At 41.5% G+C, this 21914-nt stretch carries 7 protein-coding genes; 1 reads left to right on the forward strand and 6 read right to left on the reverse strand.

Translation table 11 applies throughout. The features are described 5' to 3' along the window. Positions 1–213: 213 nt before the first annotated feature. The 5 genes from HT721_RS03305 to HT721_RS03325 all read right to left on the reverse strand — a co-directional run bounded on the left by HT721_RS03305 (position 214) and on the right by HT721_RS03325 (position 7682). A complete protein-coding gene (locus tag HT721_RS03305; RefSeq protein ID WP_240149956.1) occupies positions 214–489 on the reverse strand; it encodes a hypothetical protein in 276 nt (91 codons plus the stop codon). A gap of 349 nt (positions 490–838) precedes the next feature. Then, positions 839–2719 (reverse strand): beta-N-acetylhexosaminidase, encoded by a 1881-nt coding sequence (locus HT721_RS03310; protein ID WP_112444758.1) that lies wholly within the window; start codon positions 2717–2719, stop codon positions 839–841. Beyond that, on the reverse strand, positions 2713–3582 hold the full coding sequence (locus HT721_RS03315) for an ROK family protein (protein WP_173228912.1): 870 nt from the start codon (positions 3580–3582) through the stop codon (positions 2713–2715). The genes HT721_RS03310 and HT721_RS03315 overlap by 7 nt, the downstream gene beginning before the upstream one ends. An 83-nt stretch (positions 3583–3665) precedes the next feature. After that, positions 3666–6311, reverse strand: coding sequence for an alpha-mannosidase (locus tag HT721_RS03320; RefSeq protein ID WP_173228914.1), 2646 nt, complete (start codon positions 6309–6311; stop codon positions 3666–3668). A gap of 90 nt (positions 6312–6401) precedes the next feature. Next, a complete protein-coding gene (locus HT721_RS03325; protein WP_173228916.1) occupies positions 6402–7682 on the reverse strand; it encodes a glycoside hydrolase family 125 protein in 1281 nt (426 codons plus the stop codon). A gap of 170 nt (positions 7683–7852) precedes the next feature. Here HT721_RS03325 and HT721_RS03330 point away from each other — a divergent pair, with 170 nt between their 5' ends. After that, complete coding sequence (locus HT721_RS03330) at positions 7853–9949, forward strand: GH92 family glycosyl hydrolase (protein ID WP_173228918.1); 2097 nt, start codon at positions 7853–7855, stop codon at positions 9947–9949. A 113-nt stretch (positions 9950–10062) separates the two neighbouring features. On the opposite strand, the gene HT721_RS03335 is transcribed toward HT721_RS03330, so the two are convergent. Continuing rightward, on the reverse strand, positions 10063–21315 hold the full coding sequence (locus tag HT721_RS03335) for a DUF1542 domain-containing protein (RefSeq protein ID WP_173228908.1): 11253 nt from the start codon (positions 21313–21315) through the stop codon (positions 10063–10065). Positions 21316–21914: the final 599 nt, after the last annotated feature.

The following is a 21914-nucleotide window of genomic DNA, read 5'->3' on the forward strand; positions in this document are numbered from 1 at the left end:
ACTCTTCGAAAATCTCTTCAAACCTCCTCAGCTTCCATCTGAAACCTCAAAACAGTGTTTTGAGCAACCTACAGCTAGCTTCCTAGTTTGCTCTTTGATTTTCATTGAGTATTAAAAAACTCTCTTATCTGAAACCATCACAAAAAACAATTGAGATACTAAGCCTACACAGACTGATTCCAATTGTTTTTTTAGATTGTTTAACAATCAATTTTACCATTCTTCATAGTCAAAACCATCATAATCTGGATATTGTTCTGGCGGCGTTCCAACCGAACGTACGAGATAAGCTTCTTCGTCCTCCGTCTCGATTTCTCTCAGCACTTGACATTCGAAACGCCATTCATCACCGAAGTCGAAAATAAACTTAAATTTTTGTTTGACACTTAGGGTATCCAGATAGACATTTTCTGTGTAACGTTCTTCAACATCGTCACTAACAAAGCTAAGAAAGTAAGAATCTGCATGACTCCACGCAACATTATCCATGAAAAATGCATGAGCATGATCATTTGCAAAATCAAAACTCCATAAAATCACATCTGCTAGTTATGCTAACGTTTTTGTTTTTGGAATTTGTATATGTCGGTAGCAACCTTTTTAAAATTTGACGAAAATGACCCAGGCTTCTACAGATGCTGGCTTTTCAGCTTCTATTTCTTGTTTTACTAATTTTAAGTGTACCACAATACCTCCAATAGCTAATCGATAGGGGTGCTCCTAAGAGACATTCCCTCTCAGTCATTTTAACATAAGTTTGTCTAACTGTAGTATTTGAAACTAGATAATCCCTCTGTTTCACGCGAAACACCCTACGCCAAGCAAGGTGTTCTTATTTTTAAGTTGTATAAATGGTTGAAGCTGTCGCAATAGTATGCCATTGGTTGGCTGTTGTGGCTGCGAAGCCCTTGTCTGCGTAGAAGTCGTTAAATGGCAGAATTTCTACTTCCAGCTCGTCTATGCGGTCAAGCTGACCAGCCAGATAAGCCTCGATACGGCTTTCTGCTCGTTTGATGCGTTGCAAGAGTCCGCCCATACGGATATCGACCGTATCCAAGCCAAAGACCTTGTTTTCCTTCAGCCATTGATGGCTAAAGAGGGAATGGAAGTCTTCAATTTGGCTTCTGAGTTCTGGTAATTCTTGTCTTGCGATTTCTTGCAGACTTTCCTTATCGTTTACTTGATAGGCCTGACGAATGCGTCTTCCCACATCCACTTTGCTACTTAAAATAGCATTCAACTGGGCCTGAGTTTCAAAGAGGTAGGCATAGTTGCCAGCTTTTTCTTTAATATCAGCAAGCATCTCAGCAGCCTGAGCAAAGTGTGGTTTGTCCTGTTCAGGTGTCATGTGCCGGTCAAGGATCGGACAGAGAACATCCTGATAAAAGACATAGCGGTTGGGATTGATGCCACTGAGATTGCCTGGTAGGTCTGGCAAGAGGTTGGCTAGGTCAATCTGCATGAAATCCTCAACTGATAGACCTGTATTGGTCTGGAAGTGTGCAGACAAACAGTCTAGGTCATTGCGGTAGCTTAGTTCTGCCCAGATTTGCAAGCTTGGGAGAATAGAAAACTGGGCTGTTTCACCACCATTGTCCCCCCAACCAGTCACGATGACTTCTTTGATTTCATTGGCACGGCAGGCTTTATTGGCCTCAATAGCTACTAGACGGCTAAAATGGTTGTGAGGTGTAAAGCCAATCCACTTCCAAGCTCCCCCTGCAAAGGCAAGGTCATGACTAATCTTATGATGGTTGCGGAAATTGCGATTGTATTTTTCCTCGCTATCCTGGTAATAATCCCAGTAAACCAAAGTCACTCGGTCTTTGAGACGGTCTAGGTAGACACGCGTTTCCTCTGGAATTTCCACATCACGGTCGTACTGGCCATCTGCTGACATAAGTTTAAAGAACATATCGCTCCACATCTGGCAGTGGAAACCATATTTGTCAGCAATATCCAGCACGCGCTCCAAGTGTTGGCACATGAGGAGACTACGATCCACAACACCGTTCAATATCAAGTAACGTCCCAAGCCAACCAAGTGTGCTTCGTCCATCCCAATATTGACCTTGCGAGTTTGTAGTTTAGATAGAGTAGCAAACATGCCATCAATCAGGTTATAAACCTTTTCTTCGCCAATGAGGAGAATGTCCTCTACATCACGGAGCTCCTGGACTTCTTTGACACCCCATTTGACGAAGGCTGACAAGTGAGCCAAGGTCTGGATACATGGCACAAAGGTCATGTCAAACTGCTGGGCATAGGCTTCGATTTCCTGCAACTCCTCAGCCGAATAAGCTCCACGGAAATAGCCAAAGTAAGGCTGCCCTTCAATCTGGTAGGTATCTTCCATGTAGAGTTCAAAGGTTGAGTAGCCCATGAGAGCCAAGACCTCAATCATCTGCTTGGCAGAAGCCACATTCAGCACCGCATTTCGCGAACAGTCAGCCATATAAGCCAACTCTTCATAAGCCGCCTGCTCCTCAATTTCTACTTTGTCACCTTCTGCTAGAGCTGTTACCAACAAGGACAAGGCACGATAAAGTTGGTGGGGGTTGCGATAAGTTAATTGATAGCGACCACCCTCACCCTTGATAGAGATAGAGGCTTGGTCAGATTGAGCGACTGCTACCTCTACATCTGGTAGCGAAATGTGCTTTTGAAGCAACTCTATAGCTTGATGTTGTTTACTGCTAATTCCTGTAAATCTTACCATTGGTTTTCCTCCTGTAGCCAGTTGACAAGGGCACCGTAGAGATTGGCATCTGCATGATAGGTGCAGGCTTGGATAACGGGTGCGACCGTGTATTCTTCGTAGGTCTCAACAAAGTCATCTACAGCTTTTTTGACACCTTGGATAAAATCTGGATTTTGACTGATAGAGCCTCCCAGACTAATGACATCTGGGTCGATCAGATACTGGATATTAAGCAAACCTTGCGCCAGATTACGGTTCATGCGCTCAATGGCTTCTTGACAAAGGGTATTACCTTCTTTAGCTTCTTGGTAAATCTTGCGGCCGTCCCAGTCAGTCTGACCAGATTTTTCAATCACGTATCGCACCATATTTCCAGTTGATGCTAGTTGCGACCAGTTGTTGAGCTTTTCAGCAGGGGCAAGGGTTGTCATATAGCCAAATTCTCCACCCAGACCGTGGCGACCTCGGTGCAGTCTGCCATTGATAATCATAGCTCCGCCAATCCCTGTCCCAATCACGACACAGGCTGCATTTTCAAGTTCTGGATGAGCCAGTAATTCACTGAGTCCAACGCAGTTGGCATCATTTTCCAGATGGACAGGAATCTGATAAGAGCTAAGCGCCTCATACCAAGAAAAGCCATGGATGTAGGGCACCGCACTGAAGCCATCAATCACACCTGTCTCTTGATTGACCGCGCCTGGAACGCTCATAGCAATCCCGCTATAATCCTGCTCTGACAAGCGCTGGTCTAGCCAAGTTAGTAAATCTTCCAAACTTTCAGGCGTTGGAATGCTTGTCTTATTCAGTATTTTCCCATCAGGAGTCAGACTGGCAAACTTAATCCCAGTCCCTCCGATATCAATCGTTGCAATAGTCATTGTTTTTACCATAAAAAGGGGCGAATCAGTAGTTAGTTCTTACCTTTTCGCCCCTCCTTTCTTTTTATGTTTACTTTTTGAAATTAAATTTCTTCTTTTTTGATGAATTCTGTACGAATTTCTTGTGGAGCCAATAGTCCTGAATGAACTGGGTATGGTCGTTCAAGTAGGTCAAGGAAGAGATGTTGACTTTCCGGTACACGTACATTTTCACTACACATATTGTAGTAACGGAGGACATAGCCTTCTTCATTTTCCGCCACTTTAAAGGCTGTTGGACAAACTTGCGGTATGCTGAGAACAGAATGGCTCAAGAGGCTACCAGTCGCAGCCACGCTTCCTTCCTGTCTAGTAAGCTGAAGACTGGTAAACGGCGTCTGCAAGGCTTTAGCGCGACGATAAGCCGAGAAGCGTTCTTGGGTTTGGTGGCATTCAAGCGCAAACTCGACTTCAAACTCACGCAAGCATTGTGCTTCTGGTGTTGGGAAGTAGCCCCAGTCACCTAGCTCACCTGACGCACGCAGAATGGTCACGGCAATGGTGTCGTCTCCAAGGATTTCGTATTCATTCAATCCCTTGTTGGATACAGTCACACCTTTTTCATCGTCATACAGACTGACAAAGGCTTGTTGGTGTTGAGGATTTTCAGGATTTTCCCATGAAGCAGCTGGTTTGTTTGGTCGTGTCACCACCTCATAGATGCTTTCAGAATCATTGCTTGGACGCGTGTTGTGAGTCTTGACCAAGAGACGGATACGGTGGTCTTTGGCAGTGTTGGTAAAGCGAGTCTTGCAACGGATTTGTGGATTGTCAACGAAGACAGTCAACTCAGTTTCCAGAGGAATGCTTGTCAATTCTTCTGAACGTCCAGCCTCACGCTTCATAAACTCGATGATGCCTTTTTGCTCTTCTTCTAGCTTTTCATCTGCACTGACAGGCACGGTCAATTCATGTTTGAGCAAAATCTTAGCGTAGCGAGCTGTATTTTCCAAGACCTCGTAGCTCTTAAGCTCTGCATAGATTGGCTCTGTTCCTTTTGGTTGGAAATAGATATACTCGTTTCCGATGTCACCACGGTCTTCGAAGCGGATAAAATCTTCGTAAGCTTCGTGAGTTGTCTTGTCATAAACTGTGATAGTATCATCCACACTCACCGTTACAAATGGCGTATCAATCACTCCGTTTTGGTAAATACCCTCACGGTGTTCTTGTTCTCCTTCCAGCAATTGGAAAGTTGTCCAAGAAAGCGGCGCTAGGTGAACTGGAATAGTCACGCGCACTTGTCGAGAAATACGAGCTTGGCGGAACTTGTCTTTTGGTAAATCGTACTCAAAATTAGCCCCAAGATCCTCGATTTTAGCCTCTACAGGACGACCATCCAAGTCCTCCACACGGTAGCTTGGCAAGGTAAGAGCAGCCATCTTCTTGTAACCTTCTGTTGGGTGCAATTCCTTGAAATCACAAGTCGCAACATCAATCACTGTGCTGACAGTATCGACCTTATCATGCAGACCTGTGTTAATGACAGTAAAGAGATAGTCACTTTGAGCCTTAGACGTAGCGATTTTACCCTTCCATTCGTTAAGAAGATTGCTCTTAACAAAGGTTCCGACTTGGTTAACCTTGGCAAAACGAGTTTCCATCTCACGGTGAACTTCGTCCACGCTACAGCCACAGATACTATCATGCGGCGCATTTTGCAAAAGAGTTTTCCAAGCATAGGTCAACTGGTCCTTGTGGTTATGACCCCCAGTGATAATAGTTAGTGGCTCCACTACTTGCTCTAGGAGGTTGCTATTTTCTTGGAAGGCTTGTTTGAGATAAATACGAGATGAAGAAGTGTTGGCAAGTGTGTACCAGCCGTCTGTTTCCTGACTGGTCAACTCACCTGTAACCGTTGATAACTGCTCTGGTAGGGCACTTTCCACGGCTTGTACATATTCATCAAAAGAACTATGAACAAAGGTTACATCTGGGAAGAGTTCATTTGCTACACGAATGGCTTCGCTCAGATTTTTCTGAACAGGCTGGTGGTCACAGCCGTTCATCATCAACCATTGGTTGGTCGAAGCATAGTCACGCACGTCTGCCAGTTTTTGTTTCCAGAAGGTCAAGGCCTCGTCTTTATCAACTGGGATTTCATTCCCATTACTGTACCAGTTGGCAAAGAGAATCCCGAGGACACGACTTCCGTCCGCACCCTGCCAGTACATTTCTGAAAACTGGGAAGTAAACTGCTCATCTTCGAGGACTTGGTTGTCAAATCCAATCGGTTTCACACCACGACCAAAGGCTGCCACATGAATGCCTGATTTTTGAAGGATTTGAGGAGCTTGTCCCATATTTCCAAAGGTATCTGGAAAGTAACCAATCTGGGTTGACTTGCCCCATTTTGCACATTCTGCTTGACCAATCAAGGTATTGCGGATATTGGCTTCACTTGAAATCAAGTAATCATCCTGCAAAATGTAAAAGGGACCAATTTTCAATTTTCCTTCGTCAATGTAGCGTTGAACCTTGTCACGATTTTCAGGACGAATCTCCAAGTAGTCATCAAGGACAATAGTTTGTCCATCTAAATGGAAACTCTTGAACTCAGGATCATTTTCAAAGAGATCAAAGAGATTATCAAACAACTCCACCAACTGCATACGGTGGCTTTCAAAAGGCAAGTACCACTCACGATCCCAGTGACTATGTGAGATGATATGTACGACAACATTTTCCATGAAGTAAAACCTCATTCTAAATTAAATTTTTCATATTTTAAATGTAAAAGTGTAATTCTGACAAGAATTAGTGAAGCTAAAGCGTGTTCCTTAGCGGATATCCAAGTAATCCAAGACCAATTCACAGAACATCATGTTGGCCCAAGAGAACCATTCACGAGAATAGAGAGTTGGGTCGTCCACGTGGAAGCTTTCGTGCATAACACCTGTGCCCCCATCGCAAGCAACCAGCTGATCTAGCAAGAATTTCTTCTCTGCCTTATCCCTTGTTGTCAAACCTTGGATAGACAGGGCGATTGGCCAGATATAGCGATAGAAGGTGTGAGAACTTCCGAGACCGCTAGCGTATTCTCCTTGGTAGAAGTATGGATTTTCAGGGCTCAGAATGGTACGGCGAGTAGCTTGATACACTTCATCATCGACCGAACAGTAGCCCAGATAAGGCGCAGCCAACAAACTTGGTACATTTGGATCATCCATAATACTAGCATTTCCTAGACCATCCACTTCAAAGGCATAGATTTTCTCGCCCTTGCTGTTGCTTGTGTAGGCGTAGTTTTCAATTCCTTCTTGGATTTCATCCTGGAGACGCTTAGCATCAGCAATAATGCTCTCGCTATCAGCTAGATTCAATTCTGTAAAGATTTCTTGCACATAACCCAAGACTACTACAGCAAACATATTTGACGGAATCAAGTAACTATACTGACAACAGTCATCACTCGGACGAAAAGCGGACCAAGTCATACCTGTCACTGCAAAATCAGGTCCAAAGCCATCATTTACCAAGGTGTCTTCCTTGCGGTCCGTATCTCGGACAAAACGATAAGGAGAGTTCTTGTGGTCTTGTTCTACCGTCCACAGATGGAGAATTTCCTTAGTCGCTGCGACAAAAGTCTCATCAAACTGACTAGTCTCGCCAGTTTCTTTCCAGAGGAGATAAGCCAACTGCAAAGGATAGCAAAGCGAATCCACCTCGTACTTGCGTTCCCAAATCCAGCCATTAAGGTCTGTATGGTCGGTCTCGTGATGCCCCTTCCAGTTCTCCTCTATGTTGAAGGAATTGGCATAAGGATCCTTGAGTACCAAGGTCATCTGACGCTTGACCAAACCTGCAATGGTCTGACGCAGGATGGGATCTCTTTTAGCCACATGCAGGTAGGGTCTGAGTTGGGCTGTCGAATCTCGAAGCCACATAGCAGGAATATCTCCTGTGAGCACAAAGGTTGAACCATCTTCTAGGATTTCAACTGTATTGTCCAAGGTGTCGGTGTAGCAACGCTCGAAAACATCCACCCACTCTGGATGGTCCTTAGCCCTCTCTGCCACTTCATCTAGCCATTCTCTAACAATTTCTTTTGAATAAATCATCGTGCAGTATCCTCTTTCAAACAAGTTTCATTTTCAGTATATAGCTTTTGAGACAGAAAATACATACACAAATGATAGTCATTTTTCTACAAAATAGTTATCTTTGAAACTCCTTTTCTAAAGGCCCCATTTTTCTGATATAATGTATAAAAACAGCTAAAGGAAAGACTATGAAACCACTACTTGAAAGCATCGATACCCGCTTTGGTACTGCCAGCAAGCATGCCTTTTCTCGGGGAAATACCCTGCCATACACAGGCGTTCCTTTTGGGATGAATTACTTTGTGCCCCAGACCAGTGACCAGGAGGGAGCTTGGTTTTTCGATCCGCATCTGCCTATCTTTCAGGGGATTCGATTAACCCATCAGCCTAGTCCTTGGATTGGGGACTACTCTTGGCTCCTTCTGACACCTGTCACAGGCCAGCTAGGTGGAGACAGCCTCTTCCATCGTCAGTCTTCCTATGATATGGATAAGGCCTCTTTCAAACCTCATTATCTGAAGATTTTCTCCCTGCGCTATCAGATTGAAACCCAGCTCACACCGACTTGCTACGGTGCTTCTATTCGTTTGGAGCAAAAACAAGGCAAAGCCCTCTCCCTCTACCTTCACGCAGCAGATGAACTGACCGTGGAGCAAGTAGATAAGCGAACTCTTGCCCTGCGACAAGAAGGTAAAACTGAAACCAACAAAAATCCACTGATACTGTTCACATCCCTGAAAATGAATACGGATATTCTTGCTATCAGCCAAGAAGGTGAAGACTGGCGAATCGACCTGGCAGATAGTCATGCTGAAATTCAGCTAGCGACTTCTTTCATCTCCCCTTCTCAAGCTCTAATCAATCTACCTCAAGAAGATTTTGATAGCTGTAAAGCAAATGCCCAAGCGGACTGGGAAAATCTCCTCCATCGTTTTGACATTATAGAGACAGGAAAAGCTGACCGAACCTTCTTTGATCACTGTCTTTACAGACTCTTCCTCTTCCCACAGACTTTTTATGAGGTTGATGAATCAGGGCAAGCCATCCACATGGATCTGGCTACTGGCACTGTCAAGCCTGGTGTTCTATTCAGCAACAATGGCTTCTGGGATACCTTCCGCACCACCTTCCCCCTCTTTGCCCTTATCATACCAGAACACTACCACCGCTTCTTAGAAGGATTTCTCAATAACTACCGCGATACTGGTTTCCTTCCAAAATGGCTGGCTCCAGATGAACGGGGTATGATGCCAGGTACACTTTTAGACGGTATTATCGCAGATAGCGCCTGCAAGGACATGACCACCGACCTAGAAGAAGAACTCCTCCAAGCCATGCTTGAAACAGCCAGCAAGGCCGACCCTCTCGGCATCAATGGTCGTCACGGACTAGCCAAATACCAAGAACTAGGCTACCTCTCTACCGACCACCACGAAAGCGTCAGCCACACCCTAGACTATGCCTATAGTGACTTTTGTATCGCTAGCTGTGCTGAAAAACTAGGGAAAATAGAAATCGCTGAAACCTACAAGGCCGCATCACAAAATTACCGCCATCTATTTGACGCTGAGACAGGTTACATGCGAGCGCGTGATAGTCAAGGCAACTTCCGTCCTGACTTCTCTCCTTATAGTTGGGGACGCGACTATGCCGAATGCTCTGCCATCCAAGCAACTTTAGGCGTCCTCCACGATATCCCAGGCTTGATCCAGCTTATGGGTGGAAAAGAAGCCTTTAGCAACTATCTTTTAAAAGCCTGTCAGGAGGCTCCCCTCTTTGAGACAACAGGCTATGGCTACGAGATTCACGAAATGAGCGAAATGGCTACTGCTCCTTTTGGGCAACTCGCCATTTCTAACCAGCCTAGCTTCCACATTCCTTATCTCTTCCGCTACAGTAACTACCCTGACTACACTGCCCTTCTTATCAAGACCTTACGTCAAAAAGCCTTTCACCCAAGCCGGCAAGCCTATCCTGGCGATGAAGACAATGGTAGTCTCTCGGCCTGGTACATCTGGTCAGCTCTCGGATTTTATCCGACCTGTCCAGGAAAACCAAGCTATGACCTCGGAATTCCTCTCTTTGACCATCTCCGAGTCTATCTTGCCAAAGAAGATAAATGGCTAGATATTCATACTGAGCAAAACCACAGCCACTTCAACTTTGTCAAAGAATGCCGACTGGACACAACTCTAGTATCAACTATTCAACACCAAGATCTCCTAAAAGCTGAGCAACTAACTTTCACCCTTAGCTGGTTGCCAAGTCAGCCGTCCACTTCCTGAAATACAAAAATCTCCTAGCAGACTTTCCTGCTAGGAGATTTTCTTATGAGAGGTACTTGTTTAAGCTTTGAAAATCGGATTTATTATTCGATAATTATCAAACAATCTACCAATTAAGCTTCTTCGTCTTCTTTACGACGACGGCCTGCAAGACCAAGACCAAGTAAGGCACTTGCGGCAGCTGCTACCATAGCTACAGTAGAATCTGCTGTACCTGTATTTGGCAATTCTTTAGCTGCTTTACGCGCGTTTGTTGCTGCTTGGTTGGCATTTGCTGCTTGAGCAGTAGCTGGAGTTACATCTGATGTTTGAGCAGCTTGGTCCTTAGCTGGGCTTGTAGGGTCAGTTGCTGGAGCAACTTTCGCCATGAAGTCTTCGATACGTTTAACCATTGCATCCACTTCATCTTGGCTTGCTTTCGGATCTGCAAATACTTTCTTAGCGTCTGCCAATAAGTCAGTCGCTTCTTTTGCAGTTTCTGCATCAAGCTTAGCTGATTCTTGGATGAACAATTCATCTAATTGATGGATAGCACCTTCTAACTTCGCTTTATCCACTTTTGCGGCAGTGTTATTAGCTGCGTTATTGCCTCCACCATTTGATGGTACATATGGACGTTGTTTGAATGCGTCATCTCTTGGAATTGCTAATACTTGGCCTTCTTTTGTAACGATTGTTACATTTCCAGCTTTATCAATATTAACAGCTACTTCTTTCTTACCATCTTTTTCGACTGTTGCATTACCATCTTTGTCGATTGTAATTTTCACTTTAGAATCTTTAGATGTGTAAACTGTGTTTCCATCTTTATCTGTTGATTTAATGTAAGCATCAAGATCGAATTCTTCTACATTTGTGATAGCACCTAGAACTTTGAATTGGAATTTCGCTTTTTCTTCTGGAGTAATATTAGCAAGGTCTGCTACCTCTACTTTACTCAAGTCGAAATCAAGATTATTACCACCGTTTTTAGCTTTCGCTTCTTCTGCATTCTTCACTAGTTGTTCTTTAGAAATTGTTGCTGTAGAACCGTCTGGCATTGTTACTGTTGCGTTTCCTTTATCGTCTACTACTACAGTTGCGCCTGGGTTTACTGCTTCAATTGATTTCTTAACAGCATCTTTTTCGTCTTTTGTTAAGTTTTCTTTATTTCCAACTAATGTACGGATAGCTGGTGTTTTCACTTTAGCAGTCTTAGCTTCGTCAGCAAATTTTTCTGCTGGGATTACTAAGTCTGTAGCTGGGATGTTAAGAACTGTTCCGTCACCTTTGGTTACTATTGCGTTTCCTTTATCGTCTACTACTACAGTTGAACCTGGGTTGACTGCTGCTACAGCTTTCTTAACAGCTGCTTTTTCTTCATCTGTAAGTTTAGTTGGATCTGCTACTACAGTCTTAGCTGCTGGTGTGTTTGCATCGTTACCACCATTTGGTTTCGTAGCATCATCTTCAACTTTAACTAAGTCTGTTGATGGGATAACTGAAACATTGCCATCTTTCACTACAGTTGCATTTCCTTGGTCATCTACTACAACTTCAGCACCTGGATTTGCTGCTTTAACTTTGTCTTCGATTGCTTTCTTCTCTTCTGGAGTTAGAGAATTTGGATTTGCTACTTTTGTCTTAGAAGCTGGTGTAACTGCGTTGTCTTTAGCTTTTCCATCATTCACATCTTTTTCAGATTTTGTTAAATCTGATGCTGGGATAACTGCTGTATTTCCGTTTGGAAGAGTTACTGTCGCATTTCCTTGGTCGTCTACGACTACAGTTGAACCTGGATTTACGGCTGCTACTTTAGCTGCAATTGCATCTTTCTCATCTTGTGTTAATGAGTCTGGATTTGCAACTTTTGTCTTAGAAGCTGGTTTAACGATGTCGTTTCCTGCTTTTGGTGCCTTTTCTGCATCTGCATTCTTCGTTAAGTCTGCCGCTGGAATGACCGCTGTCTTACCATTTACTGTTACTGTTGCGTTGCCTTGGTCGTCCACTACAACTTCAGCACCTGGGTTGACGGCTGCTACTTTAGCTGCAATTGCATCTTTCTCATCTTGTGTTAATGAGTCTGGATTTGCTACTACAGTCTTATCTGCTGGTTTAACGATGTCGTTTCCTGCGTTTGGTTTAGCTGCGTCTGATGCTGTCTTAGTTAAGTCTGATGCTGGAATGACAACTGGTTTTCCATCTTTAGGTGTAACTGTTGCATTTCCTTTGTCGTCTACTACTACAGTCGCATCTGGATTTACTGCTTTAACTTTAGCTGCAATTGCATCTTTCTCATCTTGTGTTAATGAGTCTGGATTTGCTACTACAGTCTTATCTGCTGGTTTAACTACGTCGTTTCCTGCGTTTGGCTCTTTGGCTGAATCTGCTGTCTTAGTTAATGCCGCAGCTGGAATGACTGCTGTCTTACCATCTTTAGTTACTGTTGCGTTTCCTTTGTTGTCCACTACAACTTCAGCACCTGGATTTACTGCTTTAACTTTTTCTTCGATTGCTTTTTTCTCTTCTGGAGTTAGAGCATTCGGATTTGCTACTACAGTCTTATCTGCTGGAGTGTTTACATCGTTTCCTGCATTTGGCTTAGCTGCTTCTTCTGCTGTTTTCACCAAATCTTTCGCTGGGATAACCACTGTCTTACCATCTTTAGTTGTTACAGTTGCATTTCCTTGGTCATCAACAACTACAGTTTTAGCTTCTGGATTCACTTCTGCAACTTTAGCTGCGATTGCATCTTGCTCATCTTTTGTTAATGATTCTGGATTTTCTACAACTGTCTTGTCAGCTGGTTTAACTACATCGTTTCCTGCATTTGGTTCTTTAGCTGAATCTGCTGTCTTAGTTAATGCCGCCGCTGGAATGACCGCTGTCTTACCATTTACTGTTACTGTTGCGTTTCCTTTGTCATCTACTGCTACAGTTGCACCAGGGTTAACTGCTGCTACTTTAGCCGCAATTGCTTTCTTCTCATCATCAGTTAATGAGTTTGGATCTGCTACTACAGTCTTATCAGCTGGTGTGTTGATATTGTTTCCTGCATTTGGTTTCGCTGCTTCTTCTGCAGTTTTCACTAAATCAGCCGCTGGAATTGTTGCAATATCACCATCTTTAGTTGTTACCGTTGCATTTCCTTTGTCGTCAAATGCCACCTTAGCTTCTGGATTTACCGCTTTGATCGCTTCTGTAATCTTAGCTTTATCCTCGTCTGATAAATGATCTGGATCACTTACAACTACTTTATCAGCTGGTGTGTTAACTTTGTTTCCTGCATTTGGTTGTTTAGCTTCTTCTTGACTTGTTACTAAATCTGCCGCTGGAATTGTTGCTGTTTCCGTATTACCATCTTTATCTTCTATAGTTACCGTTGCATTTCCTTTATCATCTACGAAGATCGCTTTTGCATCTGGATTTACTGCTTTAATCTTAGCCTCAATCGCTTTTTTCTCTTCTTGAGATAATGGTTTAGTTGGATCTTCTACTACTACTTTATCAGCTGGTTTGTTAATGTTGTTTCCAGCTTTTGCATTTTTAGCTTCTTCTGGAGTTTTCACTAAATCTTTTGCTGGAATTACAAAGCTTCTACCATCTTCTGTAGTTATCGTTGCATTTCCATTGTCATCAACAACAACCGTTGAACCTGGGTTCACTTCCTCAACAGCTTTCTTAATAGCGTCTTTATCCACATTAGCTGGATCTGTTACTAACACTTTGTCAACAGGTTTCTTAATTAAATCTTGTTTCTCAGGTTTTAATAGATCTGCTTTTGGTTTCGCTAAGGCTTCTACAGGAATTGTTGCGATGTCTCCATTTGCATTCTTAACAGTCGCATTTCCTTTTGCATCAAATACTACTGTTGCTCCTGGGTTAACTTCTAAGATGTTTTTCTCAATTTCTTGAATATCTTCCGCTGTCAATTTATCTCTGTCTTTGACTAAGACTCTGTCTGCTGGTGAATTGATTTTATTTCCTGCATTCACTTTAGCTTTATCAGCATCAGTCTTCGTTAAATCTTTCACTGGAATTGTTGCAGTTTTACCTTCTGATGTTGTTACTGTCGCATTTCCATTTTCATCTACGAATACTGTTGAACCTGGATTTACTCGTTGAACCTTAGCAGCGATTTTAGCTTTAACATCATCCGTGATTTGTCCATCTTTAACAAATACGCCGTCTGCTGGTTTGTTAATAACGTTACCTGCTTTTGGATCGCTTAATACTTCATCATCAGTTTTCACTAAATCATCCGCTGGAATTACTGCTGTTTTTCCGTCTGGTGTTGTTACTGTTGCGTTTCCTTTTGCATCAACTACTACAGTTGCATCTGGGTTAACTTCTTGAACCTTAGCTTTAATAGCGGCTAAATCTGCTTTAGTTAATGCATCTTTATCAGCAACTACTGTTTGATCGATAGGTTTCTTAACCGCATCTTGTTTCGCTGCATTTTCCAAGTCTTCTTTAGCATTTGATTTCACTAAATCACTTACAGGGATTGTCGCTGTAGCTGTAGTACCGTCTTGATTTGGTACTGTTACTGTTGCATTTCCTGCTTCGTCAAATACAACTTTAGTTCCTTCAGGGTTTACCTCTTGAATCGCTACAGTAGTCTTAGCTTTTTCAGCATCAGTTAATTTAGCTGGATCTGCTACTACTGTTCTTTCCGCTGGAGTGTTTACTTTGTTTCCTGCTGATGGAGTATCTTTAGCTGCTGGATCTTTCAGTAAATCTTCAACAGGGATTGTTGCTGTGTTTCCTTCTGGAGTTGTTACTGTTGCGTTTCCTTTTTCGTCAACGAATACAGTCGCTCCTGGGTTTACTGCTTCAACCGCTTTTTTGATTTTAGCTGCAACTTCATCTTTCTTAGGTCCAACTAAATCTGCCGCCGCTGCCGCTACTTTATCCGCTGGCTTGTTGATGTTATTTCCTGCTTTTGCACCATCAACTTCTTGTGGAGATTTCACTAAGTCTTCTTTGGCAATTACTACAGTTTTACCGTCTGGAGTTGTTACTGTTGCATTTCCTTCGTTATCAACTACGATAGTTGTCTTCGGATCTCTATTTACTTTAGCGATTTCTGCTTTGATTGCGTCTTTTTCATCTTGAGTTAATTTACCTGCTTTCTTAACAAGTGTTTTGTCCGCTGGTTTGTTAACTTCATCTTGTTTGTCTGGGTTCCTTAAGTCAGCTGCATCTTTTGCTAAATCAGCTGCTGGAATTGTTGCCACAGCTCCATCTTTCGTTGTTACTGTTGCGTTTCCTTTTTCGTCAAATGCAACTGTTGCACCTGGGTTAACTTTCAGGATTTCTGCTCTAATCTTATCTTCATCAGCCTTGATATTAGCAGGATCTGTTACAACCACTTTCGTTGCTGGTGTGTTTACTTTGTTTCCTGCATTTGGTTGAGTTGTATCTTTGATAAGATCTTCAACAGGAATTGTTGCTGTTTTACCATATGGAGTTGTTACAGTCGCATTTCCTTGGTCGTCTACGAATACTTTTGAACCTTCTGGGTTCACTGCTTCTACAGCCGCTTTGATTTTAGCTTTAACGTCTGCTTTCTTCGCATCATCAGCTAAATCAGCTTTTGTTGCTGCTACTTTATCGGCTGGTTTGTTGACGTTGTTTCCTGCTTTTTCATCTTTAGCTTCTTCTGGAGATTTCACTAAGTCAGTTACTGGAATTGTTGCTGTTTGTCCGTCTGGTGTAACTACAGTTGCGTTTCCTTTGTCGTCTACTACTACTGTTGCATCTGGGTTTACTGCTTGAACTTTAGCTTTGATTGCTGCGATATTTTCAGGAGTTAAGGCATCTTTATTAGCAACTACTTTGTCTGCTGGTTTGTTGATGTTGTTACCAGCTTTGGCAGTTTCTTTGTCAGCTTCTTTCTTCACTAAGTCAGCTTTTGGAATAACGACAGTTTTACCTTCTGGTGTTGTTACTGTTGCGTTTCCTTTATCGTCAACTACTACAGTAGAATCTGGATTTACTGCTTCAACTGCTGCTTTAATAGCGTCTTTAGCTTCTTGTGGTAAATCTTTATCAGCTGCTTCTAATTCTGGAACAACTACTACTTTGTCTGCTGGTTTGTTTACAGCATCTTGTTTCGCTGGATCAGCTAAGTCAGCTTTAGGTTTTACTAAATCGCTTGCTGGAATTGTTGCTACAGCTCCGTCTTTCGTTGTTACTGTTGCATTTCCTTTTTCATCTACAACAACTGTTGCATCTGGATTTACTGCTTGAATTTTAGCTTTAATAGCGTCTGTAACTTCTTGTGGTAATGGTGCATCTGTACTGTCTACCACTACTCTATCAGCTGGAGTGTTTACTTGGTTTCCACCAGTTACATTCTCTTTATCAGCATCTGATTTGACTAAATCTGCCACTGGAATTGTCGCAGTTTTACCATCTTTAGTTGTTACAGTCGCATTTCCGTTGTCATCCACTACTACTGTAGCATCTGGGTTCACTGCTTCAACTGCTGCTTTAATTCTAGCAAGTTCAGGGTCTGTTAATTGCTTACTGTTATCAACACGTACTCTGTCAGCTGGGTTGTTGATGTTGTTACCAGCTTTGGCAGTTGATGTTTCATTAGGTTTTTTAATTAAATCATCTGCGTCAATAACTGCTGTTTTACCTTCTGGTGTTGTTACAACTGCATTTCCTTGGTCGTCAACTACTACAACTGCACCTGGGTTTACTGCTTCTACTTTCGCTTTAATTTCAGCTTTTACTTTATCAAGTTTTTCTTTATTTGCCTCACCTTGCAATGCTGCAATATCTTCTACAACTGTTTGGGCATTCGGTTTGTTGATGTCATCGCCACCGTTTGCTTTCTTAGCGTCTTCTTCTGTCTTGAATAAGTCACCTGCTGGAATTGTCGCAATTGTTCCGTCTTTAAGAACTACTGTTGCATTTCCTTCACCGTCATATTTAACAGCTTTAACTTTTTCGTCGCCACCATTTAATTTTTTCAGTTTTTCAGTTACTTCAGCTTGTGCTGCCGGGTCTGTCGCTAGTCCAACTTTTTTATCTGCTGGCTTACGAACACCTGCATTACCTGAATCAGGATTTGCTGCATCAGCTAAAGTACGCACCAATTCTTTGGCTGTAAATCCTGCTGTATTTCCTTCTGGTGTTGAAACCGTTACTGTACCATTGTCATCAATTGTCACAACAGCATTAGGATTTACTTCACGAACAGCTTTTTTGATGTTTTCTTTATCTGCATCTGTCAAACTTTCAGGATTTCCAACAATCACTTTATCCGTTGGACGGTTGATGTTGTTGCCACCACCTGCAGTATCTAAAGCATTTACATCTTTTGTTAGGTCTGTTTGTTTTAATGTTTCAGGTGCTTGCTTCCCTGGTAAGGTTACTTCAGCACTTCCATCATCCTTAACAACTACCGTCGTTCCAGGAGGGTTTACTGCTTTAATAGCATCTTCTAGTTTTTTCCGTTCATCCTCATTTAAGGCTGTTGGATTTTCAGCAATTACCTTGTTCGCTGGTAAACGAGCAGAGTTGATGGCTTTAATCGCTGCTTCTGCTGATTTCTTAGCGTTATCAACATCGGCATTTTTCTTAGCACCATCGATTGCCTCTTCCGAAGCTTTCTTAACAGCATCTACCTCAGCTTGAAGTTTTGCTCTAGCTTCTTCAGTCAAGGCTGCGTCTTGAGCAATTTCTTGCTTTTTAGCAGCGGCTGTAGTTTCTACCGCTGTTTTAGCTGCTGGTTTTTTAGCAGCAGGTTTAGTAACACCCTCTACCTGTGTTTTTCCAGTATCGCCTGCTGTATCGATTTTACCTTGCTCTTGTGTAGCTGCTTCAGGCGTTTCTGCATTATCATTTTTATCCTTAATTTCAGCTTTCTTAGCATCAGCAAGTTTTTTAGCTTCTGCCTTCGCTTCTGCCTTTTCTTCCTCTGTTAGGTCAGTGCGGGCATCCATTTCTGCTTCTTTAGCTTTTAAAGCTTCATCGATTTTGTCTAATGCTGCTTGTTTACCGATTGGGTTGATTTTAGCAACTTCTTTGGTTCCTTCAGCTTGTTTTTCATTTACAGTAGTTTGAGCTGCTGTTGCCGCAGCTGCTGTTTCTGCTGTTGCTGGTTGTTTTTCGATTTCAGCAAGGGCGGCGGCTGCCTTGTCTTCAGCATCTTTTTTAGCTTTTTCCTTCTCGGCTTGTGTTAAGCTATCATTGTTCGCAATAGCATCCTTCTTAGCTTCCAAAGTCTTAGCGATTTCTTCTTTAGCTTTTTCTTTACCGATTGGATTTACTTTCGCTACAGCACCAGTACCTTCATCTTTACCTGCAGTTATATCTGCTGCATTTGTTGCATCAGCGATTTTTTCTAATGCTGCGTCTTTATCTTTATTAACTTCAGCAATAGCTTTTTCTTTTTCAGCTGGTGTTAACTTATCGTTACCATTGATAGCTGCGATTTGTTCTGTCGCTTTGTTAGTAACCGCATCAATAGCTGGTTGTTTATCTAATTTCACAACTTTCTCTACAGGAATTGTATCTTTAGAATCATCTTGATAAGTTACTACTAAGTTCGTACCCTCTTGAACAAGATCTTTTACAACCTTCTTAGCATTTTCAGCTTCTACTGCTTTTCCTTTTTTATCTTCTAAGTTCTTATCTTCATTTTTCTTAGAGTATTCTAATGGAAGATTTTCTTTAATATTAGCTAACTCATCTGCTGGAATATTATCAATGTTTGATACCACCGGTTTCTCAGCATCAGCCAACTCTCTAATGTCATATTTTTTCGTTTGAGATTTTAATACAATACTGAATGAACCTGGGTCAGTTTCATATGAAGAACCTTTAGCAACATTACGAATTTCTTTTCCATCTGTGTCAGTTGCAGTTGCATAACGAGTTACTAGACGATATTCATCATTATCACCTTTAGGGAATTTAGCCGCGTCAAGTTTAGGTGTCTCTTTCGTTACCTTACCACCAATTTTCACAATTGCAGGATTTTCAGCTGTCGCTACTGTTTCTGCAGTAATTGGCGTTAAAGTCATATCATATTCGTTATCTAAAACTGCAGGATTCGCAGTTGCACTTAAATCATTGTTTCCACCTTTTTTAACTGTTGCAGATTTAATCTTACCTAAATCATCTGTATATTTAATATCGATATTGATATCTTCATTAGCATAAATATAGACATCTTTTTTACCATTTGCAGTTGTAGAGTAAGGGATTGTTACTTCTGGAGCATTGTTCGTACGTGCAAAATCAGTCAATGGTCTAGTGTCTGTTGAACCATCTTTATAGGTTACAACTACATTGTTATCAACTTTTTTAATGCTTGCAATACGGTCTGCTTGATTTTCTACAGCTTGACCTTTTTTATCAGCCAGACGAGCATCGATGTTATTTTTAGAGTATTCAATCTTAATCTTATCTTTGATTTTATTAAATTCTGCTTCACTCACATCTGACGCGTCATCCACTGCTACTTTATCAGCTTCTGCTGGTGTTTGAATGTCATACTTTTGAGTTTGTGGTTTCAATACAACTTCAAATGCTCCTGGGTCTGTTTGGAACGAATTACCTCGAGCAGTATTTTTAATTATTGCATTATCTAAGTCAGCCGCTGTTGCATATCGCTTACCTAACACTAAACCTTTAGTTCTGGCTGTTTCTAATTGTTTATTTGTTAGCTTACCTCCAGGCATTCCTGAATAACTAATAATTGCCGGTGAATCTTCTGTTGCTGTTGTTTCAGCATCAATAAAGTTCGCAGTGTATCCCCACTCAACATCTACTTTATTTTCTTCACCTTCTACTTTATTAAATGCATTATTCCCGCCTTGAACTACTGCAGCACTCTTGATCTTACCTGAGTCATCTTTGAATTTAATATCAAATGAATTTTCTTCTCCTCCATAAACATAAACCTGCTTTGTTGCAGCATCAGAGAATGGAATTTCGACTGTTGGTGCGTTATTGGTACGTGCCACATCAGAAATTGAAGCTGTGTCTGTTGAATCATCGTTATAGGTTACAGTGATAGTTTGTCCATTTACGTCAATACTTTTCACTACAGAAGCTTGATTATCTAAATCTTGACCTTTTTTAGATTCAAATCTAGCATCTTGGCTTGTTTTAGAATATCCAATTTTGATTTGGTCTTTAATTTTCTGAATATCAGTTTCCGTTAAGTTGTTAATATCTGAAACAGCAATTTTATTCGCATTGTTTTCTGGTTGTTGGATGTTGTATTTATATGTTTGAGGTTTAACGACAACATAAAGAGCGCCTGGTTTGTCATCTCTTTCATCTATCGCTCTTAAACCATTCCCTGCTTTATCTGTCGCCTTAACATAACGCCAACCTAGATTTAATCCTGTAGTTCTAGCATCTTCTAATTGTTTTTGATTTAATGTACCACCAGGAAGACCTGTATAATGAATAACAGCTGGATTAGACTCACTCGCTGGAGTTTCTGTTGAAAAGACATTTGCTTTATAACCAAATTCCACGTCAAGTATATCTGTTTCACCTGAAACAGCAGTAAATGGCTGATTACCTCCTCGTACAATAGTGGCATTTGCAACAACTCCAGAATTATCTTTGATTTTTATATCAAACCCTTCTGATTCTCCACCATATACATATACATTCCTACCCTCGGAATATGGTATTTCTGCCACTGGACCTTCCGTATCAGTCGCTTCTGTTCTAAACGGATTATCTTTACTAATCTCTTTCTCATTACGTGGGTCGTTTGAACCTGTGTTTTCGATTGCGTTAGATTCTGATTTTTTCTCAGTGTTTTCGGCTTTTTTACCTACAGTTGGTTGTCCGTTAGTAGTGTCTACTTTCGGAGCGTCTTTTGAATCTTTTGGTTTGTTTTTTAACCCTGAACTAACAAACGTCACTAGTTTCTGATAAGCCTTTGTCAATTCATCTTGACTAGTTGCAGAAGCGAGTGTAGACTCAGCAGAAGCCAATTCACCATTCAAAAGAGCAAGGCTCTCCTCTGTTTTATTAGCATACTTACCTGCAGAAAGTTTTGATTTAACTTCTGAAATGTAGTTTTCAAGTTGCTTTTTGTCCAAAGCTGGAGTTGTTACTTCTGCTGCAGCTGGTTTTGTTGGTTCTTCTACAACTGGTTGTGCTGCTGGAACGCTTTCTGCTGGAGTTGATGGGGCATCAAGGGCTGGCGCTAGAGCTTCTACATCTGGTGTATCTTGTTTACTTAGCTCATTAGCTGATACAGCTCCATTTCCCAAGAACATGAACAGGGCAGCAACTGCTACGCTGGCTGCTCCAAAACTATATTTACGGATTGAGTAACGTGTGACCTTTTCACGGTGCAAGCGTTCAACACGACTCATAGGCGATTTCTTCTCCACTTATTGTGTTCTCCTTAAAAATATTTTTTTATCTCCATATCTACATGCAAAGATTCCTCGCCATGGACGAGGTTTTGCATATGATACTTTACTTCTTCATTGTACATGATAAGTGATATATATGCAAACTAAATGCTCATCAAATTTACTAAAAAAAAAAAACATTTTCAGACAATTTTCACAATTTGTTCGTTTTTATAACCAAAATTATGAATTTTTTAACTTTAAAATCAGGAAAATATTTTGGTTTTCTGCATGTTATTATATTGTGTTAAAACCTGAAATTCGGAAATGAATTTGGATAAAATCTTTTTATTTTGAAAAGCAGATAACTTTGATACCTAAAAGGAACTATTCTACTATTTTTAAACAAAACATTCGTAAAATAAATATACAAAAATTTTTAGGTTTTTAGCTTTTTTTCTTCCAAAAAAGAGAACCTATCAGTTAAATGCCCAGATTCTCTAATAGCTTTCTAGCAGAGCCCAACAGAACCAGACCCTATCTCTCATATGCACTATTCTCTTAAAATTCAAAGGCAAAATACGCCAGAGTCGCCTCACCGTAGAAATATGACTGACTTCCACATCCTAATTACG

The organism is Streptococcus sp. 4094 (genome assembly GCF_013277125.1).
Taxonomy (GTDB): domain Bacteria; phylum Bacillota; class Bacilli; order Lactobacillales; family Streptococcaceae; genus Streptococcus.